This is a genomic window from Marichromatium sp. AB32, assembly GCF_003718675.1.
GTDB classification, from domain to species: Bacteria; Pseudomonadota; Gammaproteobacteria; order Chromatiales; family Chromatiaceae; genus Marichromatium; species Marichromatium gracile.
Window position 1 is genome coordinate 1 of record NZ_RHFJ01000040.1, and the last position, 19132, is coordinate 19132.

Here is a 19132-nt window from a genome sequence, read left to right on the forward strand (position 1 = left end):
TGTTGTGTGACACCTTATTAAATAGTACGCCGAGGATGCGTGGGTTCAGTCCCAGGTCTTGCGCGGCATGCGGAAGGGCAGCAGCATCTGTACCCAGTTGGCGGCGAAGCGGTCGAGATCGAGGCTCTCGTGCACCGACTCGACGCGCTCGCCGCAGAGTCGGGTCTCGACCACCGAGCGGACGTAGAAGGGGGTGTCCTCCAGCGTCTGCACCACCCGCGCCTGATCGCCGGCCTCACACTGGGTGCCGCGTCCGACCCGCCAGACGCTGGCCGTCGGCAGCGCCGCCCGTGGCGGCGGCGCCACCTGCTCGACCTCGCCGTTGCGCGCGAAGCGCAGCGCCAGCTGGCTGTTGCGACCATCGCGCTCGGTGGCATCGTAGAGGGTGGCGGCACCGTCGCTGAGCGCCGCACGCGACCAGTCCCAGCGCTGGAATCCGGCCTCCAGCGGCTCCTCGCCGCGGTTGGAGTCGAGATAACCGGCGCCGCTCCAGCGCAGGCCGGGATTCTGGAAGTCGAGTTCGACCCGCGCGACCGGGGCGATCGGCCACCAGCGATGACGAGCCTTGCCGTCGAGCACGAAGTCCTGCGGGTTGATGGCGCTGGGATGGACGCGGATGCGTCCGCGCAGTCGCGAGGGCAGGGGGACGGTGAGTTCGTCGACGTCGATGGTCAGCGCCTCGCCGTCCCAGTGCAGGCCGCTCGGGCCGATGCGCAGGGTATCGGCGCTCTGGTGCAGTGCGCCGCGACCACGCTCGGTCATCGCCCAGCGTTTCTTGCCGTCACGCCCGTAGAGCACCACGTTGAGCGCGCAGTGATCGAAGGGGTCGAGGTCGGGTGCGGCGCGACGTCGGCGCCAGGCGTAGTAGGGCGAGAAGACGTTGCCGAGCATGGCGATGACGGTCAGCCCGTGCTGGCCGTCGTCGCTCAGCGCGTCGACATACCACCACAGATAGCCGCCGGGGGTGATGCTCAGGTCGAAGCGAGGTCCGCGAGCAGGCTCGTCGCCGCCAGCTCCCCCGAGATCGCCGCCATCGGCACGCCCGCGCCCGGGTGTGTGCTCCCGCCCGCCAGATACAGCCGCGGGATCCGGGTCCGCGAGGCCGGTCGATTGAACGATGCCCGCCAGCCGTGGATCGCCGGGCCGTAGAGCGCTCCCCCGGTCGCCGGGAACAACCCCTCGAAGTCCCTCGGCGTGACGACCTGGCAGCGCTCCGGGTGTCGCGCCACCCTCAGGCCACATCGTTCCAACAGGGAGAATACCCGCCGTTCGCATTGCTCGATCTCCGAAGCGTCGAATGGCTGCATGTCGCCCCGTGCAGGGGCGTTGAGCAGCAACAACAGGCGCTCTGGACCCGACGGGATGTTGCCCTCGCCGCGGTCCTGGGCGCAGATATAGACGGTCCCCTCGCGCGGGACCCGTCGATGACGAAAGATGTCGTCGAATTCGGCCTGGTAGTCACGGCCGAAGAAGACGTTGTGGCGCTCGAGGGCAAAGCCCTCGGTGTGTGCCACCAGCCCCCAGGTGATCGCCGAGAGCGAGCGACGGGAGGCCGGCAGGCGGGGCAGGGCGGCGATCGCCTCGGCGCCGAGGCGTCCGCTGGAGAGCGCCGCCGGATCGGCGTTGCAGACCACCGCGTCGGCACTCACCCGCTCGCCGTCCTCGAGGACCACGCCGCTGGCTCGCCCCCGGGTCACCTCGATCTCCGAGACCCCGCGGCCATAGTGGAGTTCCACCCCCAGCCCCTCGGCAAGCGCGGCGAGCGCGCGTGCGACGCGATGCATGCCGTCGCGCACCAGCCACACGCCCTGCTGCTCGACATGGGCGATCAGCATCAGCGTCGCCGGCGCGGCGAAGGGTGACGAGCCGCAGTAGGTGGAGTAGCGTCCGAACAGCTGGCGCAGCCTGGGGTCGGCGAAGTGCTCGCCGAGCGCCTGCCATAGAGTGTCGTAGGGACGCATGCCGCGCAAGCCGGCCATGCCGCTGACCCCGCAGCGACTCATCAGTCCTATCAGGCTGGGACGGGAGGCGTGGATGAAGCTCTGCTCCAGGGTTTCGTAGGCGGCGCGCGCGCGCTTGCAGAAGGCGCGGTAGTGCTCGGCCTCGGCGGCGCCGGCGAAGTCGCCGATGGCCGCGACCGAGCGCTCGTGGTCGGCGTAGAGGTCGAGACGCTCGTCGGCGCTCCAGGCGTGGCGTGCTATGATCTCGGCCGGTTGCAGTCTGAGATGATCGTCGAGTCGCGCGCCGGCGGTGGCGAAGAGTTCATCGAACACCCAGCGCATGGTGAAGACGGTGGGCCCGGCGTCGATCGCCTGACCGTCGACCTGCAGCTGCCGCATCTTGCCGCCGGGGCCGGCGGCGCGCTCGAACACCCTGACCTGCAGTCCGCGAGCGGCGAGACGGATGGCCGTTGCCAGGCCGCCGATCCCTGCTCCGATGACGACCACCGATTGCGTTGACATCGGACAGCGACCTCCTGTGATTCACGTTGACGCCTCGTGCGTTGATGTCTATTGTACATGACACAAATTAGTGTCAACTAATCCTTACACTTTTTCAGACGAACACCAGTTGCCGGGGAAGCAGAGATGGATGCCACCGCAGCGAGAATCGAGCGGGCCTTGACCGAGGCCATTGAACATGTGGTCGTCTCCGGCTGTCCCCCGCGGCTGGCCGAGGCGGTGCGTCACGCGGTCTTCCCGGGCGGTGCGCGGGTGCGCCCGCGGCTGTGCATCGCGGTGGCCGCCGCCTGTGGCAGCAAGGACGTGGTCTCGGCCGATGCCGCGGCGAGCGCCATCGAGTTGCTGCACTGCGCCTCGCTGGTGCACGACGATCTGCCCTGCTTCGACGACTCGCCGCTGCGTCGCGGGGTGCCCTCGGTGCACCGCGCCTACGGCGAGCCGCTGGCGGTACTCGCCGGCGATGCGCTGATCATCCTCGCCTTCGAGCACCTCGCCCGTCAGCTCAGCGACAAGCCCGCACTGCTCGCCCCGCTGTTGCTCACCGTCGGGCGCTCGGCGGGGATGCCGCACGGCATCACCGCCGGTCAGGCCTGGGAGTGCGAGCCCAAGGTCTCGGTCGAGCACTATCACCGCGCCAAGACCGGCGCGCTGTTCGCCGCGGCGACCGCCGCCGGTGCCCAGGTCGCCGGCGCCGACGCCGATGCCTGGCGGGTGGTCGGTGACAAGATCGGCGAGGCCTACCAGGTCGCCGATGATCTGCGTGATGTTGCCGCCAGCGCCCAGGAGGTCGGCAAGCCGGTCGGACGCGATGCCCTGCTCAACCGTCCCAGCGCCGCCGGCGAACTCGGTGTCGAGGGGGCCGTGGCCCGGCTCAAGGGGCTGGTGCAGGAGGCTGTCGACGCCATCCCCGAGTGCCCCGGGCGCGAGCGCTTTGCCGAGGTGCTGGTGCACGAGGCGCGCCACATCATGCCCAAGAGCCTCGCCCAGCAGGCTGCCTGATGGCGTCTGTCGCGCGCGCCCGTGCGGCGCGCGCCGGGCGCGCACCGGAGGGACCCCGTGCCGATTCGTGACGACTGGCTGAAGCTACGCAATCGTCTCCTCTCCAGCCCGCGCTTTCAGCGCTGGGCCGCCCGCTTCCCGCTGACCCGCCCGCTCGCCCGGCGTCACGCCCGTGAGCTGTTCGACATCGTTGCCGGTTTCGTCTACTCCCAGGTGCTCTATGCCTGTGTGCGCGCGCGCCTGTTCGAGCTGCTCGACGAGCGTGGTCCGAGCGACAGCGCCGCGCTTGCCCCGGCGCTGGGGCTGCCGGAGGAGGGTGCGCGCCGTCTGCTGCTCGCCGCGGCCAGCCTGCGTCTGGTCGAGCAGCGCGGGGCGGACCGCTTCGCTCTCGGCGAGCGTGGTGCCGTGGTGCTCGGCAACCGCGGCATCGCCGCGATGGTCGAGCACCACGCGATGCTCTATGCCGATCTCGAGGACCCGCTGGCGTTGTTGCGCGGCGAGCGTCCGCAGCGCGCGCTCGCCGACTATTGGGCCTATGCCGAGTCGAGTGCGCCGGCGCGCAGCGATGCCGCGGCGGTGGACGGCTACTCGGCGCTGATGGCCGACTCCCAGGCGATGATCGCCGAGGAGGTGCTCGATGCCTATTCCTTCCGCGATCACCACTGTCTGCTCGACATCGCCGGCGGCGATGGCACCTTCCTGGTCGAGGTGGCCAAGCGCTGGCCGCACCTGCAGGTGATCCTGTTCGATCTGCCGGCGGTGGCCGAGCGCGCTCAGGCGCGCTTCGTCCGCGAGGGCCTCGCCGAGCGCGCCCGTGCCGTCGGCGGTGACGTGTTGCGCGATCCGCTGCCCGAGGGGGCGGACGTGGTCTCGCTGGTGCGGGTGGTGCACGATCACGACGACGAGCGTGCCGCCGGTTTCGTCGCCGCGGCGCATCGCGCACTCGCCCCCGGCGGTACGCTGCTGGTGGCCGAGCCGATGTCCGGCACCCGTGGTGCCGAGCCGGTGGGGGACGCTTATTTCGGTCTCTACCTGCTGGCAATGGGCAGCGGTCGCCCACGCACCGCCGCCGAGCTGGAGGCGATGCTCGCCGCCGCCGGGTTCGAGCAGACGCGCGAGCTGCCAACCAACCGCCCGATCCTCACCCGTGCGCTGCTCGCACGCCGGGCGTCCGACTGAGCGCGTTCCACCACGTCCCGTGGCGATCGCTTTTGCCGATGCAGATCAATATCCCTGGGCTCTCGCGGTGGACGGGTCGGTCACATCCGTTAAACTGCGAGGCTCGTCCGTAACAACTCGAATGCGTGCCGCACCGTGAACCTCGAAACCCTCGCCGTTGTCCTCGAACAGCCCGAACGTCTTTCGCTTCAACGATTGCAGCTCACCCCGCCCGAGGCGGGCGATGCGGTGGTCGAGATCGACTGGAGCGGGATCAGTACCGGCACCGAACGTCTGCTGTGGTCCGGGCGCATGCCCCCCTTCCCCGGCATGGGCTATCCGCTGGTGCCCGGCTATGAGTCGGTCGGTCGCGTGGTCGAGGCCGGTCCAGAGTCGGGGGTCAAGGCCGGCGACTTCGTCTTCGTCCCCGGTGCCCGCTGCTATGGCGAGGTCAACGGCCTGTTCGGCGGTGCCTCGGCGCGGGTGGTGGTGCCCGGCGCGCGGCTGCTCGCGGTCGACGAGGCCCTCGGCGAGCGTGCGGTGCTGCTGGCGCTGGCGGCGACGGCCTATCACGCCATCGCCACCCCCGGCAAGGCGCCGCACGCCGAGCTGATCGTCGGTCACGGGGTGCTCGGTCGGCTGCTGGCGCGCATCGCCGCGCTCGCCGAGGAGGGCAGTCGTCCGGTGGTCTGGGAGGTCAATCCCGAGCGTGCCAGCGGCGCCGAGGGCTTCGACTACGAGGTGGTCGATCCGGCCAATGACGAGCGGCGCGACTATCGCAGCATCTGTGATGTCAGCGGCGATCCGCAGATCCTCGATCAGCTGATCGCGCGGCTCGCCCCGCAGGGCGAGATCGTGCTTGCCGGCTTCTACAGCCAGCCGCTGTCGTTCACCTTCCCGCCGGCGTTCATGCGCGAGGCGCGGTTGCGGGTGGCGGCGCAGTGGCATCCCGCCGACCTGGCCGCAGTCAAGGAACTGGTCGAGTCCGGCCGGTTGTCCCTGGACGGGCTCATTACGCATCGGGAGCCGGCCACCGAGGCCGATCGCGCCTATCGCACCGCCTTCGGCGACCCGATGTGCCTGAAGATGATTCTGGATTGGAGAGCGATTTCGTGAGCGTATCCGTCAACACACCCGCCTCGAGCAGTGCGGCACCCGCGGTCAAGGAGACGCAGATCATCGCCATCTACGGCAAGGGTGGCATCGGCAAGAGCTTCACGCTCGCCAACCTGTCGTACATGCTGGCGCAGCAGGGCAAGAAGGTCCTGCTGATCGGCTGCGACCCCAAGAGCGATACCGCCACGCTGCTGTTCGGCGGGCGCTCCTGCCCGACCATCCTCGGCACCTCCTCGGCGAAGAAGCGCGCTGGCGAGGAGGTCGTGATCAGTGACGTCTGCTTCAAGCGCGATGGCGTGTTCGCGATGGAGCTCGGCGGCCCCGAGGTCGGTCGCGGGTGCGGTGGTCGCGGCATCATCCACGGTTTCGAGCTGCTCGAGCGTCTCGGCTTCAACGACTGGGACTTCGATTATGTGTTGCTCGATTTCCTCGGCGACGTGGTCTGCGGCGGCTTCGGCCTGCCGATCGCCCGCGATCTCTGTCAGAAGGTGATCGTGGTCGGCTCCAACGACCTGCAGTCGCTCTACGTCGCCAACAACGTCTGCTCGGCGGTGGAGTACTTCGCCAGCCTCGGCGGCAACGTCGGCGTCGCCGGCATGGTGATCAACAAGGACGACGGCACCGGCGAGGCCCAGGCCTTTGCCCACGCCGCCGATATCCCGATCCTCGCCACCATCCCGGCGCACGAGGAGATCCGTCGCAAGAGCGCCAACTACGAGATCATCGGTCGCCCCGGCGAGCGTTGGGGGCCGCTGTTCGAGGAGCTGGCGACCAATGTCGCCGAGGCGCCGCCGCGTCGTCCCAAGCCGCTCGACCACGAGTCGCTGCTCGGCCTGTTCAAGGGCGATGAGGTCGGTCGCAACGTCGTGCTCGAGCCGGCGCAGCCGACCGACATGTGCAGTACCGCCGCGATCGAGCGGCCCTCGCTCGAGGTGGTCTACGACGATGTCTGAGCAGCACCAGGACGCGCCCCGCGGCTCGCAGGCCGTTGCCGCACCCGGGGAGGGGGGGTGTCAGCACCGTGACGTGCTGCGCCGTGCCGCCGAGGCCGCCGGCGACAGCGCGCTGATCGCGCGGCTCGACGCCAACGCGGTGGCGGCGCCGCACGATCAGCCGCAGACCATGTGTCCCTCGTTCGGCGCGCTGCGCGTCGGGCTGCGGATGCGTCGTACCGCGATGCTGATGGTCGGCTCGGGCTGTTGTGTCTATGGCCTGAGCTTCACCGCCCACTTCTACGGCGCGCGCCGCTCGATCGGTTATATCCCGTTCGATTCCGAGAGCCTGGTCTCCGGTCAGCTCTACGAGGACGTGCGCGAGGCCGTCGACACGCTCGCCGACCCCGAGCGCTACGACACCATCGTGGTGATCAATCTGTGCGTGCCGACCGCCTCCGGGGTGCCGCTGCGGCTGCTGCCCAAGGAGCTCAACGGGGTGCGCGTGCTCGGTATCGACATCCCCGGTTTCGGTGTGCCGACCCATGCCGAGGCCAAGGACGTGCTCGCCGGGGCGATGCTCAACTACGCCCGTCGCGAGGCCGAGCAGGGCCCGGTGCAGGCCCCGCGCGGTGGGCGCAGCGAGCGCCCCACGGTGACCCTGCTCGGTGAGATGTTCCCGGCCGACCCGGTCGGTATCGGCATGTTGCTCGAACCGCTGGGGCTGGCCGCCGGTCCGGTGATCCCGACCCGCGAGTGGCGCGAGCTCTATGCCGCGCTCGACTGCGCCGCCGCCGCGGCGATCCATCCCCACTATGCCGCCAGCGCGCGCGAGTTCGCCGCCGCCGGGCGTCCGGTGGTGGGCTCGGCCCCGGTCGGGGTCGAGGGCACCGCCGCCTGGCTCGATGCCATCGGCGCGGCCTGCGGGATTGCGCGCGATACCGTGGACGCGGCCAAGAATCGCTTCCTGCCGGCGATCAAGGGCGCGCTCGCCGGCGCGCCGATCAAGGGGCGGGTGCTGGTCTCGGGCTACGAGGGCTCGGAGCTGCTGGTCGCGCGCCTGTTGATCGAGTCCGGTGCCGAGGTGCCCTATGTCGGCACCGCCTGTCCGCGCACCCCCTGGTCGGAACCGGATCTTGCCTGGCTCGAGGAGCGCGGCGTGCCGGTGCAGTTCCGCGCCTCGCTGGAGCAGGACCTCGCCGCGGTGAAGGCGCTCGAGCCGGACCTGGCCATCGGCACCACGCCGGTGGTGCAGGCGGCCAAGGAGATGACCATCCCCGCGCTCTATTTCACCAATCTGATCTCGGCGCGCCCGCTGATGGGGCCCGCCGGGGCCGGCTCGCTGGCGCAGGTGATCAACGCCGCGCTGGGCAATCGTGCCCGCTTCGACACCATGAAGGCGTTCTTCGCCGGGGTCGGGGAGGGGGCGACGAGCGGGGTCTGGCCCGTCGCGCCCGGCACACGCCGCGCCAAGCCGACCCGAGCCGCGCACTGAGGACGCCTTACCGATGCTGATCAACGACCTCGACCGCGCTGGCGGTTACTGGGGCTCTGTCTACGTCTTCACCGCCGTCAAGGGCCTGCAGGTGATCATCGACGGCCCGGTGGGCTGCGAGAACCTGCCGGTGACGGCGGTGCTGCACTACACCGATGGCCTGCCGCCGCACGAGTTGCCGGTGGCGGTGACCGGGCTGGGTGAGGAGGAGCTGGGGCAGGAGGGCACCGAGCAGGCGATGCGCCGGGCCTTCGAGAGCCTCGATCCGAAGCTGCCGACGGTGGTGGTGACCGGCTCGATCGCCGAGATGATCGGCGGCGGCGTGACCCCCGAAGGCACCAACATCCAGCGCTTCCTGCCGCGCACCATCGACGAGGACCAGTGGCAGAGCGCCAACCGCGCGATGTACTGGCTGTGGACCCAGTACGGGCCGAAGAAGGGCAAGGCGGTCAAGCGCCGCGAGCGCGGCCCCGACGAGCGCCCGAAGGTGAACATCATCGGTCCGATGTATGGCACCTTCAACATGCCTTCGGATCTGGCCGAGATCCAACGCCTGATCGAGGGCATCGGCGCCGAGGTCAACCTGACCTTCCCGCTCGGCTGCGAGCTCTCGGAGATCCCCAGGCTTGCCGACGCCGACGTCAACGTGTGCATGTACCGCGAGAGCGGTCGGGCGCTGTGCGAGGCGCTCGAGCGGCCCTATCTGCAGGCGCCGATCGGGTTGCACAGCACCACCAAGTTCCTGCGCACCCTCGGCGAGCTGCTCGGGCTCGACCCCGAGCCCTTCATCGAGCGCGAGAAGCACACCACGATCAAGCCGATCTGGGACCTGTGGCGCTCGGTCACCCAGGACTTCTTCACCACCGCGAGCTTCGGTGTCGCGGCCAGCGAGACCTATAGTCGCGGGCTGCGCCACTTCCTCGAGGACGAGCTGGGATTGCCCTGCAACTTCGCCTTCTCGCGGTGCGCCGGGGTGAAGATCGACAACGACGCGATCCGCACCGCGGTGCAGGAGAAGACGCCGCTGATCGTCTTCGGTAGCTACAACGAGCGGATGTATCTCGCCGAGATCGGCGCTCGCGCGACCTATATCCCGGCCTCCTTCCCGGGCACGGTGATCCGGCGTCATACCGGCACCCCCTTCATGGGCTACGCCGGGGCGACCTATCTGGTCCAGGAGGTGTGCAACGCGCTGTTCGACGCCTTGTTCAACATCCTGCCGTTGGGCAGCGATCTCGATCGCGTCGATCCTACTCCGGCGCGAATGCATCGCGAGCTGCCCTGGGCGGAAGAGGCGCGAGCGCTGTTCGACCGGATCGTCGAGGCGCAGCCGGTGCTGGTGCGGATCTCGGCGGCCAAGCGGTTGCGTGACGCTGCCGAGCGCGCTGCCCGGACCGCGGGTCTCGAGCAGGTCGGTGTCGCCCAGGTGGAGCAGTCGCGCGGCGCCGTCTCCGGCGCCTGAGGCCGCTGCTGAGGGTGTCGTCCGGGCGGCCCGAGGCGGCCCGGACGGTGCCTGTCGGCACTCTCTCATCACCCTTCCGTGCCCGCCTTCCCGGTGGGCGCTGTCGTGCCAGCGGCCTTCCTCACACCGCTTTGCGCGTCGCTATCCGGCAGCCTTCAGGCCCCATTGGGAAGGAATCCTGATCCGGGGCAGGGCTGGGTCAAAATCCGGTGTAAATGTAGATTGACATCTCTGCCAGTCAAGCTAGACTGACACCCAAAATCCAGCCAGCCCGTAGGGCCATCGTGTTTCGAGCCCGCGCTGTCGTGAGTCCTCTGTGAACCACGCGAATGACGCTAGCCTCGATCAGCACTCCTGAGTTTGAGAGTGAGCGAGGCCGAGGGTGCGAGCGCACCAGGGGTGGCGGATCGAATTGACGATCTCCCCCGTCGCGGGGCGATCGGCACGATGGGATTTCGCCCGACAGGCATCGGGTGTCTTCTCAGCCGTGGCAGACACTCTCACGGCACCCCTCGCCGCACGGGGCAAGTGCGGCGTAACTGAGGTTTAGCTCCAAATTCGGAGGATTTATCCAATGGCTGACAACACCAGCGTGACCGGTCTGACCGAGCAGGAAGCACAGGAGTTCCACGGCATCTTCGTGCAGAGCATGACTGCCTTCTTCGGCATCGTGGTCGTCGCGCACATCCTCGCTTGGCTGTGGCGCCCCTGGCTGTAATCCGAGCGTAGGTGCACAGGCGCCCATCGGGGCCGCCTGGGCAGCAAGTGCTGCACGACCTTTACGATTTCTTTAGGAGAATTAGTTATGTTCCCGACCGAAGCCCTGTGGAAGATCTGGATGCTCATCGATCCGCGTCGCATCCTGATCGCCCTCTTCGCCTTCCTGATCGTGCTGGGTCTCGCCATCCACATGATTCTGCTGAGCACCGCCGAGTTCAACTGGCTCGAAGACGGTGTTCCGGCCTCGTCGGTCCAGCAGGTGACGCCGGTTGTGCCGCAGCACCAATAACGTCCCTGATGGGGGCGGCAGGCGAGGCTCGGCCAAGCTGGTCGGCCCCTCCTACCGCCGACAGTGCTAAGAGGAGGCAGCCGCCTCGGGTGCCTCCCCAGCAGAGGATTTTACGATGGCCATGCTCAGTTTTGAGAGAAAATACCGCGTCCGTGGCGGGACGCTGATAGGGGGAGACCTATTCGACTTCTGGGTGGGGCCGTTCTATGTCGGCTTCTTCGGGGTGACGGGCTTCTTCTTCGCATTGTTGGGCGTGCTCCTGATCGTTTGGGGTGCGACCATCGGTCCTAACGCCGAACTCCAGACCTACAACATTTGGCAGATCAGCATCGCGCCGCCGGACCTGAGCTACGGTCTGGGAATGGCGCCGCTGACCGAGGGCGGGTTGTGGCAAATCATCACAATCTGTGCCACCGGTGCCTTTGTGTCGTGGGCTCTCCGAGAGGTCGAAATCTGCCGTAAGCTCGGCATCGGCTTCCACATCCCCTTTGCATTTGCGTTCGCGATCGGCGCCTATCTGACGCTCGTGGTCGTTCGCCCGGTGCTGATGGGCGCTTGGGGTCACGGTTTCCCCTACGGGATCCTGAGCCACCTCGACTGGGTTTCGAATGTGGGGTATCAGTTCCTGCATTTCCACTACAACCCGGCTCACATGCTCGGCATCACCTTCTTCTTCACCACCTGCTTGGCGCTGTCGATGCACGGCTCGCTGATCCTGTCGGTGACCAATCCGCAGAAGGGTGAGCCGGTCAAGACCGGCGAGCATGAGAACACCTTCTTCCGTGACCTCGTGGGCTACTCCATTGGCGCACTCGGCATCCACCGTCTGGGCTTGTTCCTGGCGCTGAGCGCCGTCTTCTGGAGCGCGGTGTGTATCGTTATCAGTGGACCCTTCTGGACCCGCGGTTGGCCTGAATGGTGGAACTGGTGGCTTGAGCTTCCGCTCTGGTAGGATCTAGGAGACTACAATGCCTGAATATCAGAACATTTTTACGAGCGTGCAAGTGCGCTGCCCGGCCTATCCGGGTGTGCCGCTGCCGAAAGGCAAGCTGCCACGTCTCGGAAAGCCCATTTTCTCCTACTGGCTCGGGAAGATCGGTGACGCTCAGTTCGGTCCCATCTACCTCGGCTTCACCGGTACCCTCTCGCTGATCTTCGGTTTCGTCGCGATTCTGATCATCGGCCTGAACATGATGGCGACGGTCGATTGGAATCCGATCGAGTTCGTCAGGAACTTCTTCTGGCTCGCGCTCGAGCCGCCGGCACCGCAGTACGGACTGAGCATTCCGCCGCTCACCGAGGGTGGTTGGTGGCTGATGGCCGGCTTCTTCCTGACGGCCTCGATCCTGCTGTGGTGGGTGCGCACCTACAAGCGCGCGGCCGACCTCGGCATGAGCCAGTATCTGTCCTGGGCGTTCGCCGCAGCCATCTTCTTCTATCTGAGCCTGGGCTTCATCCGCCCGATCATGATGGGGAGCTGGGCCGAGGCGGTGCCGTTCGGCATCTTCCCGCACCTCGACTGGACGGCTGCCTTCTCGATTCGCTACGGCAATCTTTACTACAACCCGTTCCACATGCTCTCGATCGCCTTCCTCTATGGTTCGGCGCTGCTCTTCGCCATGCATGGTGCAACCATCCTGGCCGTGAGCCGCTTCGGTGGCGACCGTGAGATCGATCAGGTGGTGGATCGTGGTACTGCTGCAGAGCGTGCGGCGCTGTTCTGGCGCTGGACCATGGGCTTCAACGCGACCATGGAGTCGATCCACCGCTGGGCCTGGTGGTGCGCGGTCCTGACCGTGATCACTGCTGGCATCGGCATCCTGCTGACCGGCACCGTTGTCGACAACTGGTACCTCTGGGCGGTCAAGCACGGCGTTGCGCCGAGCTATCCGATCGAAACCACCGTGCAAGACCCATTGATGCTGCAGGGGGTGTCGCAATGAATATTGGCAAGCATGCATCCATCCCAGCGGTAGCACTCGTTGCTTCGGTGGTGCTCCTCGGGTGTGAGCGTCCGCCACCAGAAGTCGAGCAGGGCGGCTACCGCGGTCTGGCGATGGAGCACGTCAAGAACCCCCGTCTGCTCGAGGCCAGCTTCCGGGAGAACGTGCCGCCGGAGGTGATCCCGGCCGCGGCACCCGGTGGTCCGATGGCGACCGACATCTACCAGAATGTCCAGGTCCTCGACGACCTCACCATGGCCGAGTTCACTCGCACCATGGTCGCCGTGACCATGTGGGTCTCGCCCGAGGAAGGCTGTAACTACTGCCACGTCCCCGGTGACTTCGCCTCCGACGACATCTACACCAAGGTGGTGTCGCGGCGGATGTTCGAGATGACCCGTCAGGCCAACGGCGCGTGGAAGGATCACGTGGCCGACACCGGTGTGACCTGCTACACCTGTCACCGCGGCAACCCGGTGCCGGAGTATGTCTGGACCACCGATCCGGGTCCGGACCACCCGTCCGGTGTGGTGCCGACCGGGCAGAACGCCGCTGGCATGGTGACCGCGGCCTACTCGTCGCTGCCGTTCGATCCGATGACCCCGTTCCTCGACAACGACAACGAGATCCGCGTCATCGGCAACACCGCGCTGCCCTCGGGTAACACCAACTCGATCAAGCAGGCCGAGTGGACCTATGGTCTGATGATGCACATCTCGGAAGCGCTGGGCGTGAACTGCACCTACTGTCACAACAGCCGGTCGTTCTTCGCCTGGGATCAGAGTACGCCCAAGCGGACCACCGCCTGGTACGCGATCCGCCATGTGCGTGAGATGAACCAGGACTACCTGTGGCCGCTCAACGAGGTGCTGCCCGAGTCGCGCAAGGGGCCCTATGGCGACCCCTTCCGCGTCAGCTGCAAGACCTGCCACCAGGGCGCCTACAAGCCGCTCTATGGTGCGAAGATGCTGAAGGACTATCCGGGCCTCATGGGTCGTCAGACCGAGGCAGCGGAGGCCGAGCAGGAGGCTGCTCCGGCCGAGGCGGATACTCAGCAGCTGTAACGGGCGAACTCGGACTTCGCTCGTGATCTGGGCAAGGACGCCCTAGACGGCGCCGGAGGCATCCGCCCCGGCGGCGCCCAAGCCGAGGGGACCGTGCCACGGCACGCCCCCCCGGGGACGCAACACCGGCGAAGTCGATCGCCTAAGGTGACGATCGAGAGGAAGGCATTCAATGGCTCAGGAAAACCGCTCGATGTCTGGACTGACCGAAGACGAAGCCAGGGAATTTCACGGCATCTTCGTGTCCAGTTTCGTCGCGTTCACGGGGATCGTTGTCGTTGCACACATCCTCGTGTGGTTGTGGCGTCCCTGGCTGTAACGGCCAAGGGTCTTTTGGTCGATGACCGCTCGGGTGGCCGTCAGCTCGGTAACACCCACTCTGTATGAAACTGGAGAGAACCATGCATAAGATTTGGCAGATCTTTGATCCGCGCAGAACCCTGGTCGCCCTGTTCGGGTTCCTGTTCGTGCTGGCACTGCTGATCCACTTCATCCTGCTCAGCAGCCCGGCCTTCAACTGGCTCGGCGGTGCTGCTTAAGTCCGAGTCCCGGGCAACGGCTGCGTCCCCGGGTCAGGCCTCGGCCGCCCATGGACGCACCGAATCATTCCCCGCCGCGGGGTAGATCGCGGTAACGGCCTAATCGGCCTAACATGAAAAGTGAGGGTAATTCCATGGCTGATGAGAAAAGCATGACCGGGCTGACCGAGGAAGAGGCGAAGGAGTTTCACGGCATCTTCGTGCAGAGCATGACCACTTTCTTCGGCATCGTGGTCGTGGCTCACATCCTCGCGTGGCTGTGGCGTCCCTGGCTGTAATCAGCCAGACCTCCGCCGCACAGCGGATTTGACGGGAGGCTGGCAGCCTTCGTGTGCTGCCGCGTCCCGTGCCATGTATGTAGGAGACAACCAATGCACAAGATTTGGCAGACCTTTGATCCGCGCATGACCCTGGTCGCCATGGGTGGGTTCCTGTTCGTGCTCGCGCTGCTGATCCACCTCATCCTGCTCAGCTCCCCGGGCTTTGGCTGGCTGCAAGGTTCGGAGGCTGCTCCGGTGGCTGTCGCAGGAATGTCGGCCATGCCGACGCTCTGAAGCGAAAGCGGCTGGTTGCGGACGCGGGCGAGGAGGGCGAGCAGCCTTCCCGCTCGTGGCCGCTGAGATCGAAGTCATCTTGTTATGCATTTCCATCACGAACGCCTGCCGTTGAGAACGGCCTCCCCGATCGAGATCATCGATATCACTGCCGAGATCCGGCAGGTGTTCGAGAAGAGTTCGGTGCGCGAGGGACAGGTCACCATCCACTCCCCGCACACCACCGCCTTCGTTGCCCTCAACGAGCGCGAGACCATGCTCCAGCAGGACATGCTGGCCTTCCTCTCGCGCCTCGCCCCGAAGAGCGCGGGCTATGGTCACGACCAGGCGCCGATCGACGGTCGCGAGAACGCCCACGCCCATCTCATCGGGCTGTTCATGAACGCCTCCGAGACCATCCCCGTGCACCACGGCGAGCTGTTGCTCGGTCGCTGGCAGTCGATCTTCTTCGTCGAACTCGACGGACCGCGCGAGTCGCGCACCCTCAACATCCAGATCTCCGGAGTCCGCTGACCCCATGACCCCTGCCGATTGCGAGGGCTTCTTCGCCACGCTCGACGAGCTGGTGGCCGACGACTACATCCTGCTCGACTACTACCTCGAGTGCAGCGGCGATCCGCGCGAGGCGGTCGCGCACTTCTGCGCCGAGCAATCCACCGCGCAGTGGCGCCGCGTCGGCAGCGACGAGGACCTGCGCCCGCGCTTCGGTGCGCGCGCGGTCGAGCTCGAGGTGCTGGAACAGGACCGCCCGGGCTTCAGCTATGGCGTCGAGCCCGAGGTCACCGAGGGCGTCTCCGCCTGCCGGGTGCGCATCGCCCATCCCCATCGCAACTTCGGCCCGCGCATTCCCAACCTGCTGAGCGCGGTGTGCGGCGAGGGCACCTTCTTCTCGCCCGGCGCGCCGGTGGTCAAGCTGCTCGACATCCACTTTCCGGCGGCCTATCTGGCCCAGTTCCCCGGTCCCAAGTTCGGCGTCCAGGGGCTGCGCGAGCAGCTCCAGGCCTATGATCGGCCGATCTTCTTCGGTGTCATCAAGCCCAACATCGGTCTGCCGCCCGAGGCCTTCAGCGAACTCGGCTACCAGGGCTGGCTCGGAGGGCTCGACATCGCCAAGGACGACGAGATGCTCGCCGACACCGACTGGTGTCCGCTCGAGCGTCGCGCCGAGCTGCTCGGCGCCGCGCGGCGTCGCGCCGAGGCCGAGACCGGCACCCCCAAGATCTATCTCGCCAATGTCACCGACGAGGTCGAGAACCTGATCGAACTGCACGATCGTGCCGTTGCCCGCGGCGCCAACGCGCTGCTGGTCAACGCCATGCCGGTGGGCCTGAGCGCGGTGCGCATGCTGCGTGAGCACACCCAGGTGCCGCTGGTCGCCCACTTCCCCTTCATCGCGCCCTTCAGTCGCATGGAGCGCTTCGGCATCCACTCGCGGGTGTTTGCCAAGCTGCAGCGTCTGGCCGGGTTCGATGTCGTCATCATGCCCGGCTTCGGCTCGCGCATGTTCACCTCCGACGACGAGGTGCGCGCCAACGCTGCCGCCTGTCTCGAGCCCATGGGCGAGCTGCTGCCCAGCCTGCCGGTCCCCGGGGGCAGCGACAACGCCCTCACCCTCGGCGGCGTCCACGACAAGCTCGGTACCGTCGACTTCGGCTTCGTGCCGGGGCGGGGCGTGTTCGGCCATCCGCATGGCCCGCGCGGCGGCGCCGCAAGCATTCGTCAGGCCTGGGAGGCGATCGCCCGGGGCGTTCCCCTGCTAGACTATGCCGCCGAGCACGTCGAGCTGCGCGCGGCCATCGACGCCTTCGGGACGCGCTGAGTCGTCGGCGTCCCGATCCGACCCTGAATCCGAACGACGTCTCCCGCACCTCGTCGCGCGCCTGGTGGGGCGGGAGCGTGCTGGAGGTGAGACCTTGACCGCCCAAGTCCTTCCGCCCCTGAACGCCGCCGAACTCGAGCAGGTCGCCCGACGCGACGCCAGCGAGCAGCTGATCGTCGTCGATCGAGAGGATCGCGAGATCGGTCCGGCCGGCAAGCTGGAGGTGCACGTCGACGGCCGACTCCATCGCGCCTTCTCGATCCTGGTGTTCAACTCCCGTGGCGAGCTGCTGCTGCAGCGCCGCGCCGATGCCAAGTATCACTTCGCCAACCGCTGGTCGAACACCTGCTGCGGTCACCCGCGCCCGGGCGAGACCACGGTCGCCGGTGCCGGCCGCCGGCTCAAGGAAGAATTCGGCTTCCGCGTCCCGCTCACCGAGCGCAACGAGCTGATCTATCGCGCCGAGGATCAGGCCTCGGGCCTGATCGAGCACGAATACCTGCACATCTACCACGGTCACTTCACCGATGACCCGCAGCCCGACCCCTCCGAGGTCGGCGCCTGGCGGTGGATGTCGGTGGCGGCGATCCGTCGCGCCCTGCGCATGCACCCGGAGTGGTTCACCCCCTGGTTTGCGATCCTCGTCGATCGGCTGCTGCCGCCCGAGGACTGATTCCCGTCCTCCGTTGCCCGGCGCGACCTGACTCTGGTCGCGCTTGTTTCGCTGCCTCGTCTCCCCGATGATGATGCGGATGTCGTCAACCGCAACAGCCTCGTGTGAGCGCGAGGCCGGGAACCCGTCCATGTCAGATCAGGATCCGCTGCGCGCGCCCTCGCGCGCGACCCCAGAGACCCACCAGCGTGGCCGCGACAAGCTCGCCCGCATCCCGGTCAAGGTCGCGACCGATGCCCCGGTGCTGCGCAAGCCCGCCTGGATCCGCGCGCGCGCCCCGCTCGGCGCCGAGGTGCGGCGCATCAAGGCGCTGATGCGCGAGCACAAGCTCGCCACCGTGTGCGAGGAGGCGATGTGCCCGAACCTCGGTGAGTGCTTCAACCACGGCACCGCCACCTTCATGATCCTCGGCGATGTCTGCACCCGCCGTTGTCCCTTCTGCGACGTCGCTCACGGTCGTCCCGAGCCGCCCGATCCCGGCGAGCCCGAGCACCTGGCCAGTTCGATCGCGGCGATGGGGCTGCGCTACGTGGTCATCACCTCGGTCGATCGCGATGACCTGCGCGATGGCGGCGCGGCTCACTTCGCCGCCTGCGTGCGCGCGGTGCGCGCCCAGGAGGCGGGGGTCCGCGTCGAGGTGCTGGTGCCGGACTTCCGCGGTCGCGAGTCGGTCGCGCTCGAGTGCTTCGTCGACGACGCGGTTCCCGACGTCTTCAACCACAACCTCGAGACCGTGCCCAGGCTCTATCGCGAGGCCCGGCCCGGTGCCGACTATGCCGGCTCGCTGCGATTGCTCGAGGCGTTCAAGGCGCGCCACCCCGATGTGCTCACCAAGTCGGGGCTGATGCTCGGACTCGGCGAGACCCGCGACGAGGTGCTGGAGGTGATGCGCGCGCTGCGCGAGCACGGCTGCGACATGCTCACTCTCGGGCAGTATCTGCAGCCCTCGCGCGCGCACCTGCCGGTGCGTCGTTACTGGACCCCGGAGGAGTTCGACGCCCTGCGCGAAGATGGCGAGGCGATGGGGTTTCGCAATGTCGCCAGCGGCGCCATGGTCCGCTCCTCCTATCATGCCGACCTGCAGGCGCCGCTGTGAGTCGCCGCCCCCGGCGCGCATGAGCGTGCTCTACAGCGTACTCAAGAGCCTGCTGATGCCGCCCGGCATCCTGGTGCTGGCGTTGTTGCTGGCCGCGCTGCTGGTGCAGGGCGGGGTGGGGCGGGGGCTGCTGCTGACCGCCACCCTGGCGCTCGCGGCGATGAGCCTGCCGGCCGTCGGCGCCTGGCTGATGGCGCCGCTGGAGCGGCATGCGCCGCTCGCCACCCCCGGTCACCCGATCCCGGCCGATGCCGAGGCGATCCTGGTGCTCAGCGCCGGACGTACGAGCGCGGCCCCGGAGTACGGCGGCGAGAGCGTCGACAGCGCTACCCTGCGTCGTCTGCGCTACGCCGCGCACCTGCAGCGCGCCACCGGTCTGCCGCTCTATGTCAGCGGCGGCAGCCCGCCGCCGGAGGCCCCGCCGATCGCGCGGCTGATGGCCGAGGTGTTGCTCGAGGATTACGGCATCGCCGTCGCCGGGGTCGAGGCACGGAGCCTCAACACCTGGGAGAACGCCGCCTATTCGGCGCCGCTGCTCGCGCGCGACGGCCATCGACGCATCCTGCTGGTCTCCGATGCCTGGCACCTGAGACGTGCGTTGCGGGTGTTCGAGGAGGTCGGTCTGGCGCCGATCGCCGCGCCCACCGGGTTTCTCCACGACCCCGATCCGGATGACTGGAACTATCGTGACTGGCTGCCCTCGGCGCGCGGCTTCGTGGTCAGCTACTACGCCCTCCACGAGCATCTCGGTTGGCTGTGGTATCGGTTGCGCCGCCTGGTCGCGGGCGCGTCGCGCCCGCTCTCGGGCTGA

The 19132-nt window shown here is 67.6% G+C and carries 22 protein-coding genes; 20 read left to right on the forward strand and 2 right to left on the reverse strand.

The annotated features are described in order from the left end of the window. Positions 1–45 precede the first annotated feature (45 nt). Both EBL85_RS12080 and crtD read right to left on the reverse strand, forming a co-directional pair. Positions 46–891: a carotenoid 1,2-hydratase gene (locus tag EBL85_RS12080; protein ID WP_223806132.1), complete on the reverse strand. Its 846-nt coding sequence runs from the start codon at positions 889–891 to the stop codon at positions 46–48. Between the two features lie 80 nt (positions 892–971). Further along, complete coding sequence (crtD, locus tag EBL85_RS12085; protein WP_123141423.1) at positions 972–2462, reverse strand: 1-hydroxycarotenoid 3,4-desaturase CrtD; 1491 nt, start codon at positions 2460–2462, stop codon at positions 972–974. Between the two features lie 126 nt (positions 2463–2588). On the opposite strand from crtD, the gene EBL85_RS12090 reads away from it, so the two are divergent. The 20 genes from EBL85_RS12090 (at position 2589) to EBL85_RS12185 (ending at position 19132) form a co-directional block, all read left to right on the forward strand. Next, positions 2589–3461, forward strand: coding sequence for a polyprenyl synthetase family protein (locus tag EBL85_RS12090; protein WP_062272565.1), 873 nt, complete (start codon positions 2589–2591; stop codon positions 3459–3461). A gap of 57 nt (positions 3462–3518) precedes the next feature. Then, on the forward strand, positions 3519–4640 hold the full coding sequence (locus EBL85_RS12095) for a methyltransferase (RefSeq protein ID WP_123141424.1): 1122 nt from the start codon (positions 3519–3521) through the stop codon (positions 4638–4640). Between the two features lie 135 nt (positions 4641–4775). Then, positions 4776–5735 (forward strand): chlorophyll synthesis pathway protein BchC, encoded by a 960-nt coding sequence (gene bchC / locus EBL85_RS12100; RefSeq protein WP_123141425.1) that lies wholly within the window; start codon positions 4776–4778, stop codon positions 5733–5735. Then, positions 5732–6688: a chlorophyllide a reductase iron protein subunit X gene (locus EBL85_RS12105; protein WP_062272639.1), complete on the forward strand. Its 957-nt coding sequence runs from the start codon at positions 5732–5734 to the stop codon at positions 6686–6688. Before bchC ends, EBL85_RS12105 begins: the two co-directional genes overlap by 4 nt. Then, entirely contained in the window at positions 6681–8162 is a 1482-nt protein-coding gene (gene bchY, locus EBL85_RS12110) for a chlorophyllide a reductase subunit Y (RefSeq protein WP_123143039.1), read from the forward strand. The genes EBL85_RS12105 and bchY overlap by 8 nt, the downstream gene beginning before the upstream one ends. 13 nt (positions 8163–8175) lie before the next feature. Continuing rightward, the gene (gene bchZ, locus EBL85_RS12115) at positions 8176–9624 is read left to right on the forward strand and encodes a chlorophyllide a reductase subunit Z (protein ID WP_123141427.1); all 1449 of its coding nucleotides are present in this window, start codon (positions 8176–8178) and stop codon (positions 9622–9624) included. 574 nt (positions 9625–10198) lie between these two features. Continuing rightward, positions 10199–10342 carry a light-harvesting antenna LH1, beta subunit gene (pufB, locus tag EBL85_RS12120; RefSeq protein WP_062272574.1) on the forward strand — a complete coding sequence of 48 codons (144 nt, stop codon included), beginning with the start codon at positions 10199–10201 and terminating at the stop codon, positions 10340–10342. Between the two features lie 87 nt (positions 10343–10429). Then, positions 10430–10633, forward strand: a complete 204-nt coding sequence (gene pufA, locus EBL85_RS12125; RefSeq protein WP_123141428.1) for a light-harvesting antenna LH1, alpha subunit — start codon at positions 10430–10432, stop codon at positions 10631–10633. Positions 10634–10748: 115 nt separating this feature from the next. Continuing rightward, positions 10749–11585: a photosynthetic reaction center subunit L gene (gene pufL, locus EBL85_RS12130; RefSeq protein ID WP_123141429.1), complete on the forward strand. Its 837-nt coding sequence runs from the start codon at positions 10749–10751 to the stop codon at positions 11583–11585. Positions 11586–11601: 16 nt separating this feature from the next. Next, entirely contained in the window at positions 11602–12576 is a 975-nt protein-coding gene (gene pufM / locus EBL85_RS12135) for a photosynthetic reaction center subunit M (RefSeq protein ID WP_123141430.1), read from the forward strand. Beyond that, a complete protein-coding gene (gene pufC, locus EBL85_RS12140) occupies positions 12573–13640 on the forward strand; it encodes a photosynthetic reaction center cytochrome PufC (RefSeq protein WP_223806133.1) in 1068 nt (355 codons plus the stop codon). The genes pufM and pufC overlap by 4 nt, the downstream gene beginning before the upstream one ends. Positions 13641–13812: 172 nt before the next feature. Beyond that, positions 13813–13959: a light-harvesting antenna LH1, beta subunit gene (gene pufB / locus EBL85_RS12145; RefSeq protein WP_062272584.1), complete on the forward strand. Its 147-nt coding sequence runs from the start codon at positions 13813–13815 to the stop codon at positions 13957–13959. An 82-nt stretch (positions 13960–14041) separates the two neighbouring features. Further along, positions 14042–14179 carry a light-harvesting antenna LH1, alpha subunit gene (gene pufA / locus EBL85_RS12150; protein ID WP_082805927.1) on the forward strand — a complete coding sequence of 46 codons (138 nt, stop codon included), beginning with the start codon at positions 14042–14044 and terminating at the stop codon, positions 14177–14179. A gap of 134 nt (positions 14180–14313) precedes the next feature. Then, the gene (pufB, locus tag EBL85_RS12155) at positions 14314–14457 is read left to right on the forward strand and encodes a light-harvesting antenna LH1, beta subunit (protein WP_062272586.1); all 144 of its coding nucleotides are present in this window, start codon (positions 14314–14316) and stop codon (positions 14455–14457) included. Positions 14458–14550: 93 nt separating this feature from the next. Further along, positions 14551–14733 carry a light-harvesting antenna LH1, alpha subunit gene (gene pufA, locus EBL85_RS12160; protein ID WP_123141431.1) on the forward strand — a complete coding sequence of 61 codons (183 nt, stop codon included), beginning with the start codon at positions 14551–14553 and terminating at the stop codon, positions 14731–14733. A gap of 84 nt (positions 14734–14817) precedes the next feature. Then, positions 14818–15246 carry a secondary thiamine-phosphate synthase enzyme YjbQ gene (locus EBL85_RS12165; protein WP_123141432.1) on the forward strand — a complete coding sequence of 143 codons (429 nt, stop codon included), beginning with the start codon at positions 14818–14820 and terminating at the stop codon, positions 15244–15246. Between the two features lie 4 nt (positions 15247–15250). Next, positions 15251–16552: a RuBisCO large subunit C-terminal-like domain-containing protein gene (locus EBL85_RS12170; RefSeq protein ID WP_123143040.1), complete on the forward strand. Its 1302-nt coding sequence runs from the start codon at positions 15251–15253 to the stop codon at positions 16550–16552. A gap of 94 nt (positions 16553–16646) precedes the next feature. After that, positions 16647–17225 carry an isopentenyl-diphosphate Delta-isomerase gene (gene idi / locus EBL85_RS12175; protein WP_123143041.1) on the forward strand — a complete coding sequence of 193 codons (579 nt, stop codon included), beginning with the start codon at positions 16647–16649 and terminating at the stop codon, positions 17223–17225. A gap of 130 nt (positions 17226–17355) precedes the next feature. Then, positions 17356–18321 carry a lipoyl synthase gene (gene lipA / locus EBL85_RS12180; protein WP_123143042.1) on the forward strand — a complete coding sequence of 322 codons (966 nt, stop codon included), beginning with the start codon at positions 17356–17358 and terminating at the stop codon, positions 18319–18321. Next, positions 18296–19132: a YdcF family protein gene (locus tag EBL85_RS12185; protein ID WP_223806134.1), complete on the forward strand. Its 837-nt coding sequence runs from the start codon at positions 18296–18298 to the stop codon at positions 19130–19132. Before lipA ends, EBL85_RS12185 begins: the two co-directional genes overlap by 26 nt.